The sequence below is a fragment of the Neorhizobium sp. 05N33 genome (assembly GCF_056397445.1).
Window position 1 is genome coordinate 319,319 of record NZ_JBFTNK010000002.1, and the last position, 15,457, is coordinate 334,775.

Here is a 15,457-nt window from a genome sequence, read left to right on the forward strand (position 1 = left end):
GCCTGTTTTGCTTCAGGCAGGCGCATATTACCCGCTATCAGGGTATTCGATTCGGCATTGCTCGGTGGTTACGGTTTTTCTCAATTGGCCGCTTGAACGTCGGCCAACCCGCCTTGTCTCCCATATCGGCGAGCGGCTGCAACGGATAGCTTTAACTCAAAGCGCCATGCCACCCTTGCCGGTGAACTTCTTGCTGACATGCAACGAGCCGGAAAGACCGAAACGCCAGGGCAGATCGATGGCCTGGGAGATGCCGATCCGCCGACCGGTGACGATCAGGGGTGGTGTTTTCGGCAAAGTGAACTCGAACGGTGGCGCAAACAGCGGCAGGCCGTTGTGCTCGATGGTGATGCCGAGCGCCTGGCAGAGTCGGCCCGGACCGGAGCAGAGGAGCAGCGGATCGGCAAGACCGCGCCTTTTCTCCATTTCCTGAAGGCCCCTGACCGGCTGCAACGCCCTGATCAGCACGGCGCTACCGGGCCGGCAGACAAAATTCAGACACCAGTGAATGCCGTAGGAACGGTAGACATAAGCGTGTCCCGGCGGCCCGAACATCACCGCGTTTCTCTGCGTGGGCCCGCGAAAACTGTGGGAGGCCGGCTCGTCCGGCTCATAAGCTTCCGTTTCGACGATCACGCCGCCTGCGCCGGAGACATCGAGTTCGACGCCGATCAGATCACGCGCCACCTCAACGGAGCCTCTATCGAAAAACTGCTGGTCCATAAGAAACGCCCGTCTCGCTGCCGGTTGCATCCATAGACGGCGAAGCAGGGCTTGTCTTCCCCGCCGACGACGCGACTTCCCGGAAGACCCGAAGCGTTGCGCAGACGTTGTGGTGGGGATGCAACAGGCCCCGACTTGCTGTTTGCCAAGTCAGCACGGATTTGTGGACGCACATTTTTGTGCATTGCCATGAAAACGCTCCGGGTGTCGTATTAGGTTTAGAAACATCTTGATTCTCAATAGATTGCCGCAGCGTTTTCAATCTTTGCGGCAGTCGAGCAGTAGCGCAACCCTGACTGGAGTAGCCTATGCCGAGTGAATCCTTGTTCGATGCCTTCACCAGGAACTACGAAGCGCGGCGCGAGACAGACATGTCTGTCGCCGAATATCTGGCGATTTGTAAAAAAGATCCGATGGCCTATGCCAACGCGGCCGAGCGGCTGCTGGCGGCGATCGGCGAGCCGCAGATGGTCGACACGGCCAAGGATGCCAGGCTCGGCCGGATTTTCATGAACCGCACCATCCGGGCCTATCCGGCTTTCTCCGGTTTCTTCGGCATGGAAGAGACGATCGAGCGGATCGTTTCCTTCTTCCGGCATGCCGCGCAGGGGCTCGAGGAGCGAAAGCAGATCCTCTACCTGCTCGGTCCGGTCGGTGGCGGCAAGTCGTCGCTTGCCGAGCGGCTGAAGCTGCTGATGGAAGCCAATCCGATCTACGTGCTGAAGGCCGGCGACGATATCAGTCCGGTCTTCGAAAGCCCGCTCAACCTCTTCGATCCGGTCGCCATGGGCCCGATGCTGCTTGAGCAATACGGCGTTCCGACCCGGCGTCTCAGCGGGCTGATGAGCCCCTGGTGCCTGAAGCGGCTCGATGAGTTCGGAGGCGATATAACTCGTTTCCGGGTGGTGCGGTTGCAGCCCTCGCGACTGCGCCAGATCGGCATCGCCAAGACCGAACCGGGCGACGAGAACAATCAGGACGTCTCGTCGCTGGTCGGCAAGGTCGACATCCGCAAGCTCGAAAACTATTCCCAGAACGACTCGGATGCCTACAGCTATTCCGGCGGGCTCAACCGCGCCAACCAGGGCGTGCTCGAATTCGTCGAGATGTTCAAGGCGCCGATCAAGATGCTGCATCCGCTGCTGACGGCGACGCAGGAAGGCAATTACATGGGCACCGAGAATATCGGCGCCATCCCTTTCTCCGGCGTCATCCTTGCCCACTCGAACGAGGCGGAATGGCAGAGCTTCAAGGCGAACAAGAACAACGAGGCGTTCATTGACCGCATCTGCGTCATCAAGGTTCCTTATTGCCTGCGGGTGACGGAAGAACAGCATATCTATGAAAAGCTGATCGAAGGTTCGGAGCTTGCGGATGCCTCCTGCGCGCCGGCGACACTTGAGATGCTGGCCCGGTTTTCCGTGCTCTCGCGGCTACGCAAGCACGAGAATTCGACCTTCTTCTCCAAGATGCGTGCCTATGACGGCGAGAGCCTCAAGGAAACCGATCCGCGCGCCCGCAGTGTTCAGGAATATCGGGACGCGGCCGGCGTCGACGAAGGCATGGACGGAATATCGACACGTTTTGCCTTTAAGGTTCTAGCCTCGACCTTCAATCACGATACGACGGATATCGGCGCCGATCCGGTTCACCTGATGTATGTGCTGGAACAGGCCATCCGCCGCGAACAGTTTCAGGAGGAAACCGAAAAGCGGTATATCGAGTTCATCAAGGCAGACCTTGCTCCTCGGTACGCGGAGTTCATCGGCAACGAGATCCAGAAGGCCTATCTGGAATCCTATTCCGATTACGGTCAGAATCTTTTCGATCGTTATGTCGACTATGCCGACGCCTGGATCGAGGACGTCGACTTCAAGGATCCGGATACCGGGCAGCTTCTCGATCGCGAACTCCTGAACCAGGAATTGACCAAGATCGAAAAGCCGGCGGGCATCGCCAATCCGAAGGATTTCCGCAACGAGATCGTCAAGTTCTGCCTCCGCTCGCGCGCCAATAACGGCGGCAAGAACCCGTCCTGGGCGAGCTACGAGAAGATCCGGGAAGTGATCGAGAAAAGAATGTTCTCCCAGGTGGAGGATCTCCTGCCGGTGATCTCCTTCGGGTCGAAGAAGGACGGCGAAACAGAAAAGAAACACAGCGAGTTCGTGTCGCGCATGACGGGGCGCGGCTACACCGAAAGACAGGTTCGCCGTCTGGTGGAGTGGTACATGCGGGTCAAACAGGCAGGTTAGCGTCTGTACTCAATTAGGATTTGGAACGCAGCATGCAAGAAAACCGTTCAGTTCCTTAAACACACAAAGGTGGACGTCATCTCCATCATTGTGTGTGACGACAGGACGTAGGATTGTGGCATACTGGGTTGTGCGGCGTCCGAAACCTAGTTGAGTACAGACCCTAATGCTCATGCAGGAGCCAACATGCACATCATCGACCGGCGGCTGAACCCGCGCGGTAAAAGTTTGGAAAATCGACAGCGGTTTCTGCGGCGCGCAAAGGACGCCGTGCAGCAAGCAGTCAGGCGATCCCTGCAAAGCCGCAGTATCCGTGATGTACTCGATGGCGGCGAAGTCAGCCTCCCGATCGGCGGCATGGGCGAGCCGAGTTTTCGCCGGGCCGAAGGCGGGATTACGGATCATGTCCTGCCCGGCAACCGGGCCTTCGTCGAAGGCGATATCATTCCCCGCCCACCCGGCCAGGGTGCCGGCAGACCCAAGGAGGCCGGCCAGGGCGATGGTGAAGACGGCTTCCGCTTCGTTCTGACGCGCGAAGAATTCCTCTCGGTTTTTCTGGATGACCTCGAACTGCCCGAACTCGCCAAGCGACGGCTCAGCGAGACCGAGGAGATGAGCCCAGTGCGGGCCGGCTACTCCATTTCGGGCTCCCCTTCCAATCTCTCCATCGACCGGACGACGCGGCTCGCGATGATGCGACGCATCGCTCTCAAGCGCCCCAAGCCTGCCGAGATCGAGGCGCTGCAGCGCCAGATCAACGAATCTGAGAACGAGGAGACGCGCCTGTCGCTGGAGGCGGAACTCAAGTCGCTGACGGACAGGATCCGGCGCATTCCCTATGTCGATCCGCTCGACGTTCGCTATCGTCGTTTCGACAACGAGCCGAAGCCGGTTGCTAAGGCGGTGATGTTCTGCCTGATGGACGTCTCCGGATCGATGTCGGAGCACATGAAGGATCTGGCCAAGCGCTTCTACCTGCTGCTCTATCTGTTCCTCTCCCAGCGTTACGAGAAGGTCGAGATCGTCTTCATCCGCCACACCGAGAAGGCCGAGGAGGTCGACGAGGAGACCTTCTTCTACGGTCAGGCGACCGGCGGCACGCTGGTATCGAGCGCGCTTGCGGCGATGCGCTCCATTATCGCTTCACGCTTCGACCCCACCGAATGGAACATCTATGCCGCGCAGGCCTCGGATGGCGACAACTCCTATCGGGACGAAGCTCCGGCCGGCCATCTGCTGAGACACGAGATTTTGCCGCTCTGCCAGTACTTCGCCTATATTGAGGTCGATGAAGAGGGTGGCGATTCCTCGGTATCGAATTCCCCTCTCTGGCGCCTTTATGAAAGCATCCGGTCCGGTTCGGCAACGCTTGCGATGCGCAAGGTCTGCCGCAAGAACGAGATTTTTCCGGTCTTCCACGATCTCTTCCAGAAGCGTTCGACACAGACGAAGGCGATGCCATGACTCAGGCGGCTATGCAGAAGGATCGACTGCTCTTCGAAGGCGCGGACTGGGATTTCACGACGCTCCAGCGTATCCACGATGCCTGCGAGGAAATCGCGATCGGGGAACTCGGGCTCGACGTCTATCCGAACCAGATCGAGGTGATCACCGCCGAACAGATGCTGGATGCCTATTCTTCGACGGGCATGCCGCTGTTTTACCGGCACTGGTCGTTCGGCAAACATTTCGCCCATCACGAAGCCTTCTACCGCCGCGGCATGCGCGATCTCGCCTATGAGATCGTCATCAACTCGTCGCCCTGCATCTCCTACCTGATGGAGGAGAACACCGCGACGATGCAGACCCTGGTGATCGCCCATGCGGCCTTCGGTCATAACCATTTCTTCAAGAACAACTATCTCTTCAAGCTGTGGACGGATGCCGAGGGCATTCTCGACTATCTCGATTTCGCCAAGAGCTATATCGCCCGCTGCGAAGAACGTTACGGCGAAACGGCGGTCGAACGGACCCTCGATGCCGCTCATGCGCTGATGTCACATGGCGTACACCGTTATGCGGGCAAGACGAGACTCGACCTGCGCCAGGAGGAAAAACGCCAGCTGGAACGGCGCGCCCATGAAGAGCAGATGTTCAACGATCTCTGGCGCACGGTGCCGACGGGCCGCAAACGCGATGCGGCCGATGTCGATCTCGAAAGACGGCGCGCAGCGCTCGGCCTGCCGCAGGACAATCTGCTCTACTTCCTGGAAAAGTCCTCGCCCCGGCTGCAACCATGGCAACGGGAAATCCTGCGCATCGTCCGCCACGTCGCACAATATTTCCATCCGCAGCGCCAGACCAAGGTGATGAACGAGGGGACGGCGACCTATGTCCATTACCAGATCATGGAAAGGCTGCACGACCGCGGGCAGATCAGCGACGGCAACTATTTCGAATTCCTGAAATCACATACCAATGTCGTGTTCCAGCCGACCTATGACGATCGGCGTTTCTCCGGCTTCAATCCCTATGCCATCGGCTTCGCCATGATGCAGGATATCGAGCGGATCGTGACCAAGCCTACCGACGAGGATCGCGAATGGTTCCCGGATATTGCCGGCCGCGGAGATCCGATGCAGGTCCTGCGCGGCATCTGGGCCGACTACCGCGACGAGAGCTTTATCAGCCAGTTCCTGAGCCCGCACCTGATCCGCAAGTGGCGCCTTTTCCAGCTCTACGACGATCCGCAGATGAGCGAAGGGATCCTGGTTTCGGCGATCCACGACGAGCGCGGCTACAAGCGCGTCCGCCGCCAGCTGGCGCGCGAATACGATATCGGCTGGACCGATCCGAGGATCGACATCATCGATGTCGATCTCGCCGGCGACCGCCGCCTTCTCCTGCAGCACCGGGCGCCGAACGACTGGGTTCTCGAGGACAGCGAGACCCGGCAGGTTCTGCAACATCTGGCAGATCTGTGGGGATACGACGTCATGCTGCAGGAAATCGACAGCGCCGAGAAGGTGGTGAAGGAACATGCCGCCCATCCCCGCGAAATCCTTCATAAGGGTGACCTTTTCTCCTGACGACAGCGCACGAGGCAGGTCTCTGCCGATCCGGCAACTCCAAGCCTGGCAGGACGCCATGGCGACGTTGATCCCCGCTCATCAACTTTGATTACAGGAGCGGCCGGAGTTCCTGCCGATGGACAATCGTGATTGGACATCAAAAGCGGTCAGGATCAAAATAACACTTGGGCGACGGGCATCTATTTTGTTCAAATAGGAGGCCGTAATGGAGCAACGTGCAGTCGATCAGCTGAAGACTATCGCCAGGATAAACCGCAGCTATCCCGACTTCCAGATGTCCAGCAGCGAACGGCTCGAACGGTGGGCCGAGATTCTTGAGCTCAACCCCGACCGATCCCTTTCGACATTTCGGGAAACCGAATATCAGCCGGATGAAATAAGGGCCGCCATGCGCGGCGACGGAACGGCGATTGCCGTCGCGTTCGGGGATCCCGTGCTGCGCGCCGCGGGGATGAGAGACGACACCTATGGGGAAGCCAGGCGGTTTTTTGAACTGTCAGACCGACAGATTCACAAACTGGTCTGCTTCTGCCACTTCGGAGCGCATGTGAGCGCAAGCACAGTCGCCCATCAGGTGCGGTCCATCGCCACCCGCAGATCCAGCGGCCCCCTTGCTTACCTGGCTTCTTTCTTCAGAAGGTAGCCTTGTCGCTTCGTCGAACACGATCAGACTGCGCCTTGCCGGGCGATTGCCCGATACCTCGGCGTTGCCGCTTGCCGTTGCGGGAACGGCCGAGGGTTGACGCTGCGTCCTGAAAGAACGAGGCGGCCGGTGCGGCCCTTGTCGATCCATTTTGACCGCGGCGGCCACGCGCTGCGAGATAAAGTTTGCGTCGTAACCCACACCGTTGTGGGCGAGAGGGCTGCATGTCCCCAGAAGGTGGCGACCTTGCTGCCACTATGGTATTTGAACCGAACTCTAAAGAGCTCCGGTTTCAGTGGGATATGCTGCGTTGGCGAATTTTAGTCTGGATTTGTGCATCGTTGCCGGCAGAAGGCCGGATTTGCTTGAGCAGACATTGGAAAGTTTTTCAAAGCGCTGCTTTGCTCATTTCTCCGTCTCGAATGTCCTCGTCAACATGGATCCGATCTTCGGAACCGAAGAGGATGAGGCCGAGTGCCTGCGGGTCGTCTCGAACTACCTTCCGTCAGCTTCCTTCTTTAGACCCAGCGAGCCTGGATTTGGCGCTGCGGTCAAGCGTCTCTGGTCCAATACGCAGTCGGATTACGTGTTCCACCTCGAAGACGACTGGATCGCGCTGACGGATCTCGGCGAGGAGATTTTTGCCCCGTTTGCAGATCCCGCCGTAATGCAGGTATCCTTTCACACGGCTGACCAGAACTGGAGCATCGCGAAAGACGGCCATCTTCACGAGAGAAACGAATATGCACGGTTTCTCGGCATAAAAATCCCGCTGTTTCGGACTTTTCCGAAATTCACGACGTCACCTTCCATTCTTCGCGGTTCTTTCGCCCGGCAGGCTTCCGGCCTGATGGACGCCTCGCGAGATCCGGAAAAACAATTCTATTCCGGCGTCAACGCAGAACTGGAGCGGTTGGCGGCGCCGCATAAGAACTATATTTTTTCTCCCCGGCAGACACCGGTCATCCGGGACACCGGACGAGAATGGAGAGACAACCGCAAGATCAAAAAAGTTATCGAGAATACGACTTCCTATTGGGTCGAGGAATGATTTTGGGGCCCACGACAAGCACATCCTCAGCAATTCGGCATGGGTGAAAAACCGCCATATTCAGGTCTCTCTTCGATTTCTCTTCGGCTAAAACAGCCCCCCTTGGTTTCAGCATTCGGTAACGCTCCGATTGTACATTAGGCACCGATCAAATTACGCGAGTAGATCTGGACCCTTGCGAATGAACCAAGACTCCGCCATCGGACCTGATCTGCACACATCTCATCGCGAACTTTTGGAAGACCTTTTCGAAGGCGCCCCGAGACCCACGATCATCAAGGACGAAGAGTCACGCTTCCTGTTTCTCAACAGCAAGGCGTGCGGGATGTTCGGCGTCGGCCTCGGCGACATACTTGGCCGCACCGACCGTGACTTCTTGCCTGCAGGCGAAGCCGAACGGATCCGAGAGATGGATGCGGGCGTGCTGGCGACCGGTGAGGAGCGGCTGTTCGAGGAGAAAGTCACCGGTCCGGATGGTTCGGCCCGGACGCTTCTGACGCACAAGCGGCGGTCCTTCATGCCAACGGCTGCGGGGAAGAAGCCGGTTCTGATTGTCGTTATTTCCGACATTACGGAGCTCCGCCATGCCGAGAAGGTCCTGCGGGCAAGTGAGGAACATTATCGCTCTCTCATTGAGCTGCATCCCCAGACACCGTGGTTAGCCGATGCGCTGGGGAATGTCGTCGAGGTCGGCCCAGGGTGGCAGAACGCCTCCGGACGGGAAGTCGGCGAAGCCCTGGGGCGCGGATGGGAGAAGACCTTGCACCCGAAGGACCTGCCTGAGGTCATTGCCAAATGGGAGTCCTCGGTCAAGACCGGCGCACCGTTCGACATGATCTACAGGATCGGCACAGCGAGAGGGCGGTATCGGTGGTACCGGAACCGCGCGGCAGCTCGGCTCGACGGTAACGGCGGGGTCGTCCGCTGGTATGGGCTCCTTGAGGACGTCCATGACCGGCAACTTGCCCTCAAGGCGCTTCAGTCCAGCGAGCGGAGACTGCGCCAGCATCGAGACGAGCTCGAAAAGATCGTCCTGGACCGAACGGCGGAAGTTCAGGAAAAGAATATTGAGCTGGACCGCCTTCTCCAGCACGAACGGGGTATCAATGCGCTGCAGCGCCGTTTCGTCGGGATGATATCGCACGAATTCAGGACGCCTTTGGCCGTGATCGACGGAGCGGCCCAGCGGCTGACGCGGACAAAGACGGCTGTGACCCCGCAGTTCCTGGAGGGCAAGGCCTTGCAAATCAAGGGCGCAGTTGCCCGTATGGTCGAGCTGATGGAAAGCATCCTCGCCGCCGGGCGGTTGGAGACCGGGACCATTGCCATCAACAAACAAGCCAGTTCGCTCAGCGCTATACTTCGTCAATGCATCGCAAGCCGAGCCGAGCTCAGCAAAAGTCACACGATCAGCCACAATCTCGATGCAATTCCAGCGCTGCAGATGATCGACAGGGACGCGATAGAGCGGGTCTTTTCCAATCTGTTGTCGAACGCGGTCAAATATTCACCTGCCGGTTCCAACATTCATGTCAGCGGATGGAAGGACGGTGGGCGAGTTATTGTCGGCGTCACCGACTCCGGCATCGGCATGGATGCCGACGACCTGCCGAAACTGTTCGAACCTTACTTTCGCGCCCGCAGCGCCACCGGAATCGCGGGAACGGGGATCGGTCTCAATATCGTCAAGGAAATTGTCGAGTTGCACGGAGGGTCGATCTCAGTCCGGAGCATTCTGGGCCGAGGCACGACCTTCACGGTCGATCTGCCGTTCGAAGAAGTCAGGCAACAGCAGTCGGCGTAGGGCTTCGCGTCACGGGAAGAGCCCTTTACGCGGCAATCGATGAAGCAAGCCAGGATACAAGTTCGTCCCGTCCCATGGGTCTGCCCACCAGGTAGCCTTGCAGCTGATCGCAACCGGCAACTCGAAGGGCGTCCGCCTGGTCGGCGGATTCGATGCCTTCCGCCGTGACCGGAATTCCGAGCGCCATAGCCAAGGAGATCGTGGCCGTCAGGACGTTCCGGCCAGTGCTGCCGTCATCCATGGCTTGAACCAGCGAGCGATCGATCTTCATCCGGTCGAAGCCGAATTCACGTAGCGTGCCGATACTGGCGTAACCTGCACCAAAATCATCGAGGGCAAAACGGATGCCGGCCGATTTCAGGGCGGTGATGGAGCGCCGCGCCTGCTCAGGGTTCGACATCAGAACCGCTTCGGTGATCTCCAGTGTCAGTCGGGAAGGGTCAAACCCTTCCTCTTCCAGAACGGCGAGCACGTCCCCCGCAAAGTTCGGGTTGCACAGCTGGATCGGAGAGACATTGACCGACAAGGAAAGCGGAGCCCACGCCTTCGACGCCACGATGGACTTTCGAAGCATCTGGAGGCCGAGGATATCGATCAATCCACATTTCTCCGCCAACGGTATGAAGGCGTCCGGGCCGATTGCTCCTTCCGCGCGCCTCCATCTTGCCAGCGCCTCCACGCCTGTGATGTCTCCGGAGGCAGCCGAAGCCAGGGGCTGGAAGACCGGCTGGATCTCATCCTTCTGAAGTGCGCGCCGAAGCTCACTTTCCAACGCCGCGATCTTCTCGCGCTGGCGGTCAAGATCCGGATGATAGGTGACCGCGCATCCCCTGCCCGTTTCCTTCGCTTCATAAAGGGCCATGTCCGCCCGACGAAGGAGTTCATGCGCATCCTCTGCGTCGTCACGGGAAGCAACCCCGATGCTCGCCCCGATTTCGATCGTGCGGCCTTCGATGAAAAACGGCTTTTTGAGACGTTCAAGAAGTTCATCGTCAAGTTCGGCAAGGTTGGCGGAGCCCAGCTGGATAAGAGCGAATTCATCGCCGCCCAACCGCGCGACACCAGCCGTGTCGGGATGAATGTCACGCAGGGCTTCCGCCACCAGCCTGATCAGCTGATCGCCGATCGCATGCCCCCAGGCATCGTTGACGGCCTTGAAGCCGTCGAGATCGATAAGGTGCAAAACCAGCATCTGGCTCTTGTTGGCCTGCATCAGCCGGTCCAGTCCCTCGATCAGACCGAGCCTGTTCAAAAGACCGCTGAGACTATCGTGCGTGGCCTCATGCCGGGCGCGATCGGCCAAACTCTTCAAGCGACGCGTTTCCGACCAGCCTGCATACAGAACGCCCACCAAATAAACACCAAGGACTGCGATAGCGGCGGCAATAAAGGGGCGAACCTCATCAAAAATCGTATTCCCGGGAGCGGCACTTGGCCAAGCCAAACGCGCAACTTCAACTCCATCGGCATCCATGAGCGGCGAATTCAGGAGATTGGCTGCCGGACCGTAGGTTATGTGGAGTTCCGGGAGCTGATGATCCTTGGCCATTTCAGCCACGACTTCGGAAGTCAGGGTCTTGAAGAAGCTGAGGACATAGTACTGCGAATCCTCAACCTTCGATCCGAACGGCTGAACCGCCTCCGACGCCACTACAATGATATCGTCGCCGTTTCTGAAGAAGTTGACGGTAGGGTCCATGCCGGGCCGAGCGGCTGATTCCGTTTGCCCACGAAATTTTGCACCAAGATATTCGTTCGGATCTATTATATTGGCTTTAAGATAGGCGATGCTCTTACCGCCTGCCGGGGCTGTCAGCACGACCCCGTCATAGAGCGCGTAGTCCGCGCTGGTCTTGCCCCAATTCTCATAAGTCCAAGTGTCGCGATCCCCTTGCGTTATCGCCTTGTAGGCCTCGTCCCAAACGGCATTGTCCCGCACCGTTGCTGCAAGTTTCCCCTTGAAGGACGAGACGGCAGCCTCTGCCGCCAATATGGCTCTGTTGTCATCGAGCGCATTTGCGGAACTGCGCATGCGGTCAACGACATGAGCACCCATGCCGCCAAGGATCACGGCGACAAGAAGGAGTAGCGAGGTGGCAATGAAAACGGAGTAGCCTTCACGGCTCTCCTTCGGTCGGCGTGCGAGCATGACAGATCCCAGCTTTATTGAATTGCCCAAGGCTGCAGAAGACGTCATGTCCGCATTGCGCTGCACGGATTCAATAGCATGTACGAATATTAAAAATCGCTAAAGCACTTAGTCAACACCTCGTTAATCTCTCGACAGAGAACTCAACCTGGGTAACGAAATGGGGCAGGGCGATCAGCATGGCAGGACGGGAGTTCCGCAGAGCGAACCCTCATCCTACGAACAATCCCAAGGCGGACCAGCACTCTACAGCTCTCGCAGGAATTGTTCGGTGGTTGCAATGCGCAGCTGAACGGAGAAGCGGTCTCCCAGAAGTTCGAGCGACGCATCATGTGTGTCGTCGGCTCCGCTGCAGACGGCATCCTTCAGCACGACCACGCGGTACCCAAGATCGATGGCGCCAAGTGCTGTAGCGAGGACGCAAACGTCGGTCTCGCCGCCGGTCAGGACCACGGTTTCGATACCCTTCTTCAGCAGCATTCGGTGCAGCTCTCCACTTATCCAGGGAGAATAAGTCACCTTGTCAAATATGCCCGCAGGAGGGACAAGGAGCTTCAATGAGGGGATCAGGTCGACAAGGCCCGGATCGAGATGCTCGCGCGTCATCATCCGCCACTTTTCATAGTACACACGCCACATACCCTCCATCATCTCGGGGCGCGTCGGCGTCACGAACCTCGTAAAGATAGTATTCTCGGGATGGCGGCCGGATAGCTCCTGGATCTGCGGCGATACTTCGCGCATCCAGGGGACGTGCCATGGGGTGTCTTCAGCGAACATCCGCTGCATGTCGATGCAAAGATGAATCCAATTACCAACCATTTCGTTCTCCGTGCCTCCTCAACGCCCGGTAGGAAACGTGGTTCCTATCGGCGACCGGCAGCAGGATCTGATCCCGGCGGATGGAGATTCGACGTCGGCGATTGACGCTAAATACGCGCCCCGCCCGTCACCGTTGATTGGAAACCTTAATGAAATCGATGAAGGCCCGCAGCGGCGCCGGTACGAGCCGCCGACCGGGGTAATAGAGAAATGGACCGGAGAATTGCTGCCACCATGGCTCAAGCACGGGTTCGAGTGAGCCGTTGTCGAGATGGGGCCGCAGCCAGTCCTCGAACAGCGACATGATACCGGTGCCGGCGATCGCTGCATCGACGGCAAGATCGGTTGCCGCACCCACCTGCACGATCAGCGGTCCTGTCGGATCGACCCGCACCACTTCGCCGTCCCGCTCGAATTCCCAGAGTATCATTGCGCCGCTTGCAAAACGCCCGCGGATACAGGCATGGCCAAGCAGATCGCGGGGATGATCGGGGCGGCCATGGCGATCGAGATATGCCGGGGATGCCGCGGCCGCGAAGCGCTGCAGCCGCGGACCGATCGGCACCGCAATCATGTCCTGCTCCAACCGCTCGTCGTAGCGGATGCCGGCGTCGCATCCGGCAGCCAGCACGTCGACGAAATTGTCATCGGCGACGATTTCGAGCCGTATGTCGGGATAGGCCGCGAGGAACGCCGGGATGATCGCTGGGAGCACCAATCGGGCGGCGCTGACCGGTACATTGAGACGCAACGCGCCGGCAGGCTTGTCGCGAAACCTGTTAATGACGTCGAGGGCAGCGTCGACCTCGGTAAGCGCTGGGGTCAGCCGAGCCAGCAGGCCGGCGCCTGCCTCCGTCGGCACCACGCTGCGTGTCGTGCGATTGAGGAGCCGCACCCCCAGTTGCGCCTCGACCCGCCGCACCGCCTCGCTCAATCCTGATGCGCTGCTGCCTGTGGCACGCGCGCCCTCGCGAAACCCACCAGCGCGCGCCACCGCCACAAAAGCATTCAGATCACCTAGGTCGATTTTCATCGTTCGAAATTCCGCACGGCCTGTGCCGATTGTACCGGATTTTCGTGCGGCCTCTCAAGGCCTATATCCACATCATCTTGAACAGGAGATATTCCCATGTCGAATATTGATCAGGCAGGCACATTTATCCTCGGCGACCGCAATGTGAAACGGCTCGGCTATGGCGCCATGCAGCTTGCGGGCAAGGGTGTGTTCGGGCCGCCGAAAGATCACGACGCAGCAGTGGCGGTACTTCGCGAGGCGGTTGCGGCTGGGGTCGATCATATCGATACCAGCGATTTTTATGGTCCGCATGTGACCAATCAAATCATCCGGGAGGCGCTTCATCCGTATCCCGATGACCTGGTGATCGTGACCAAAATCGGCGCCGTGCGCGGGGATGACGGTTCATGGAACCCGGCATTTTCAGCCGACCAGCTGACTCAGGCCGTCCACGACAACCTGCGCAATCTTGGTCTCGACGCCATGGACGTCGTCAACCTGCGTATCATGTTCGATGTCCACGGCCCGGCAGAAGGCTCGATCGAAGCGCCCCTGACGGCTCTGGCCGAACTGCAGCGCAAGGGGCTTGTTCGCCATATCGGGCTCAGCAACGTCACGCCGACGCAGGTAGCCGAGGGTCAGCGGATCGCCAAGATCGTCTGTGTGCAGAACCAGTATAATCTCGCCCATCGGCAAGACGATGCCATGATCGACGATCTCGCCCGCGATGGCATCGCCTATGTGCCGTTCTTCCCGCTCGGAGGCTTCAGTCCGCTCCAGTCGTCGATCCTGTCGGACGTTGCCCGGCGCCTGGGCGCGACGTCGATGCAGGTCGCACTTGCCTGGTTGCTGCGCCGGGCACCGAATATTCTGCTGATTCCCGGAACCTCGTCCGTGGCCCACCTGCGTGAAAATCTCGCCGCGGCTGAACTGCAGTTGTCGGACGCCGTGATGACGGAACTCGAAGGCGTATCCGGCGTCCGCGCCGACTGAAGACTTCAGACAGCACTCGCATCCGACCCCGAAAAATCGGTCTACGGCCTTTGCCTTCACGCGCGCTTTCGTTAGAAGTGAAAGAAAAGCGAAGCGGAGGGGTCGGATGTTTATTACGGACCGCCAGGCGAAAATTGTCGAACGCGCGAAAACTGCGGGTCGGGTCCTCGTCGACGACTTGGCAGCAACGTTTTCGGTAACCTCGCAGACGATCCGCAAAGATCTGAATGATCTATGCGACAAGCAAATCCTGACGCGTATTCACGGGGGCGCCACTCTTCCCCGCAGCAACGAGAATGTCCGTTACGATGCGCGCCGGCAGATCGCGGCGGCGGAAAAGCAGGCGATCGGCGTCGCCGCCGCCAATCTTATTCCGGACAACGCCTCGCTCTTTATCAATATCGGCACCACCACGGAGGCGGTCAGCGAGGCGCTGGTCAATCATCGAGAACTGATGGTGATTACCAACAACATCAACGTTGCCAACAGGTTGCGCCTTCTGGACGAAATCGAGGTGGTCATTGCCGGTGGTGTCGTTCGTCAGTCAGACGGTGGCATTGTAGGTGAAGCCGCAGTCGACTTCATTCGCCAGTTCAAGGTCGACTATGCGATTATCGGCGTTTCTGCGATTGATCCGGATGGTGCCCTTCTCGATTATGATTTTCGCGAAGTGAAAGTTGCCCAGGCAATCATCGCCAATGCGAGACACGTGATCCTGGTCGCCGACTCGACAAAATTCGAGCGCACTGCGCCCGTACGCATCGGACAGATCTCGCAAGTCCAAACCTTTATCACCGACCATTGCCCTTCGCCGTCGATCCGAGATGTATGCCTCGTGAACGGTGTGGCCCTCGTGGAAACTTCGAAAGACGAGGAATTGGATTTATAGCCCCGGTGTTTCATTTGACATTCGGAATATTTTCGATTTAATCCACTTTAGGTTCACAACGTTTGTGGATTGCTGTCCATTTCG

General features: G+C 58.7%; 12 protein-coding genes. 8 read left to right on the plus strand and 4 right to left on the minus strand.

Translation table 11 applies throughout. The features are described 5' to 3' along the window. Positions 1–156 precede the first annotated feature (156 nt). Positions 157–723 carry a DNA-3-methyladenine glycosylase gene (locus tag AC1DLT_RS05835; protein ID WP_247135440.1) on the minus strand — a complete coding sequence of 189 codons (567 nt, stop codon included), beginning with the start codon at positions 721–723 and terminating at the stop codon, positions 157–159. A gap of 308 nt (positions 724–1,031) precedes the next feature. Between AC1DLT_RS05835 and AC1DLT_RS05840 the strand changes: the two genes are divergently transcribed. The 6 genes from AC1DLT_RS05840 (at position 1,032) to AC1DLT_RS05865 (ending at position 9,505) form a co-directional block, all read left to right on the plus strand. Further along, positions 1,032–2,975 carry a PrkA family serine protein kinase gene (locus AC1DLT_RS05840; RefSeq protein ID WP_038539656.1) on the plus strand — a complete coding sequence of 648 codons (1,944 nt, stop codon included), beginning with the start codon at positions 1,032–1,034 and terminating at the stop codon, positions 2,973–2,975. A gap of 186 nt (positions 2,976–3,161) precedes the next feature. After that, entirely contained in the window at positions 3,162–4,439 is a 1,278-nt protein-coding gene (locus AC1DLT_RS05845; protein ID WP_477486142.1) for a YeaH/YhbH family protein, read from the plus strand. Continuing rightward, positions 4,436–6,004, plus strand: a complete 1,569-nt coding sequence (locus AC1DLT_RS05850; protein WP_247135442.1) for a SpoVR family protein — start codon at positions 4,436–4,438, stop codon at positions 6,002–6,004. The genes AC1DLT_RS05845 and AC1DLT_RS05850 overlap by 4 nt, the downstream gene beginning before the upstream one ends. 208 nt (positions 6,005–6,212) lie before the next feature. Next, positions 6,213–6,650: a hypothetical protein gene (locus AC1DLT_RS05855; protein WP_038539647.1), complete on the plus strand. Its 438-nt coding sequence runs from the start codon at positions 6,213–6,215 to the stop codon at positions 6,648–6,650. Between the two features lie 295 nt (positions 6,651–6,945). Then, positions 6,946–7,701 (plus strand): glycosyltransferase family 2 protein, encoded by a 756-nt coding sequence (locus AC1DLT_RS05860; RefSeq protein WP_477486143.1) that lies wholly within the window; start codon positions 6,946–6,948, stop codon positions 7,699–7,701. A 181-nt stretch (positions 7,702–7,882) separates the two neighbouring features. Continuing rightward, positions 7,883–9,505 (plus strand): sensor histidine kinase, encoded by a 1,623-nt coding sequence (locus tag AC1DLT_RS05865; RefSeq protein WP_477486144.1) that lies wholly within the window; start codon positions 7,883–7,885, stop codon positions 9,503–9,505. 25 nt (positions 9,506–9,530) lie between these two features. Here the strand turns inward: AC1DLT_RS05865 and AC1DLT_RS05870 are convergent, their stop codons facing one another. From AC1DLT_RS05870 to AC1DLT_RS05880, 3 genes are all read right to left on the minus strand, one after another. Further along, entirely contained in the window at positions 9,531–11,654 is a 2,124-nt protein-coding gene (locus AC1DLT_RS05870) for a bifunctional diguanylate cyclase/phosphodiesterase (protein WP_477486488.1), read from the minus strand. A gap of 246 nt (positions 11,655–11,900) precedes the next feature. After that, positions 11,901–12,476, minus strand: coding sequence for a cysteine hydrolase family protein (locus AC1DLT_RS05875; protein ID WP_477486145.1), 576 nt, complete (start codon positions 12,474–12,476; stop codon positions 11,901–11,903). A gap of 127 nt (positions 12,477–12,603) precedes the next feature. Next, positions 12,604–13,509 carry a LysR family transcriptional regulator gene (locus tag AC1DLT_RS05880; RefSeq protein ID WP_477486146.1) on the minus strand — a complete coding sequence of 302 codons (906 nt, stop codon included), beginning with the start codon at positions 13,507–13,509 and terminating at the stop codon, positions 12,604–12,606. Positions 13,510–13,605: 96 nt separating this feature from the next. Here AC1DLT_RS05880 and AC1DLT_RS05885 point away from each other — a divergent pair, with 96 nt between their 5' ends. Then, on the plus strand, positions 13,606–14,484 hold the full coding sequence (locus AC1DLT_RS05885; RefSeq protein WP_477486147.1) for an aldo/keto reductase family oxidoreductase: 879 nt from the start codon (positions 13,606–13,608) through the stop codon (positions 14,482–14,484). Between the two features lie 106 nt (positions 14,485–14,590). Then, positions 14,591–15,373 (plus strand): DeoR/GlpR family DNA-binding transcription regulator, encoded by a 783-nt coding sequence (locus tag AC1DLT_RS05890; protein ID WP_477486148.1) that lies wholly within the window; start codon positions 14,591–14,593, stop codon positions 15,371–15,373. Positions 15,374–15,457: the final 84 nt, after the last annotated feature.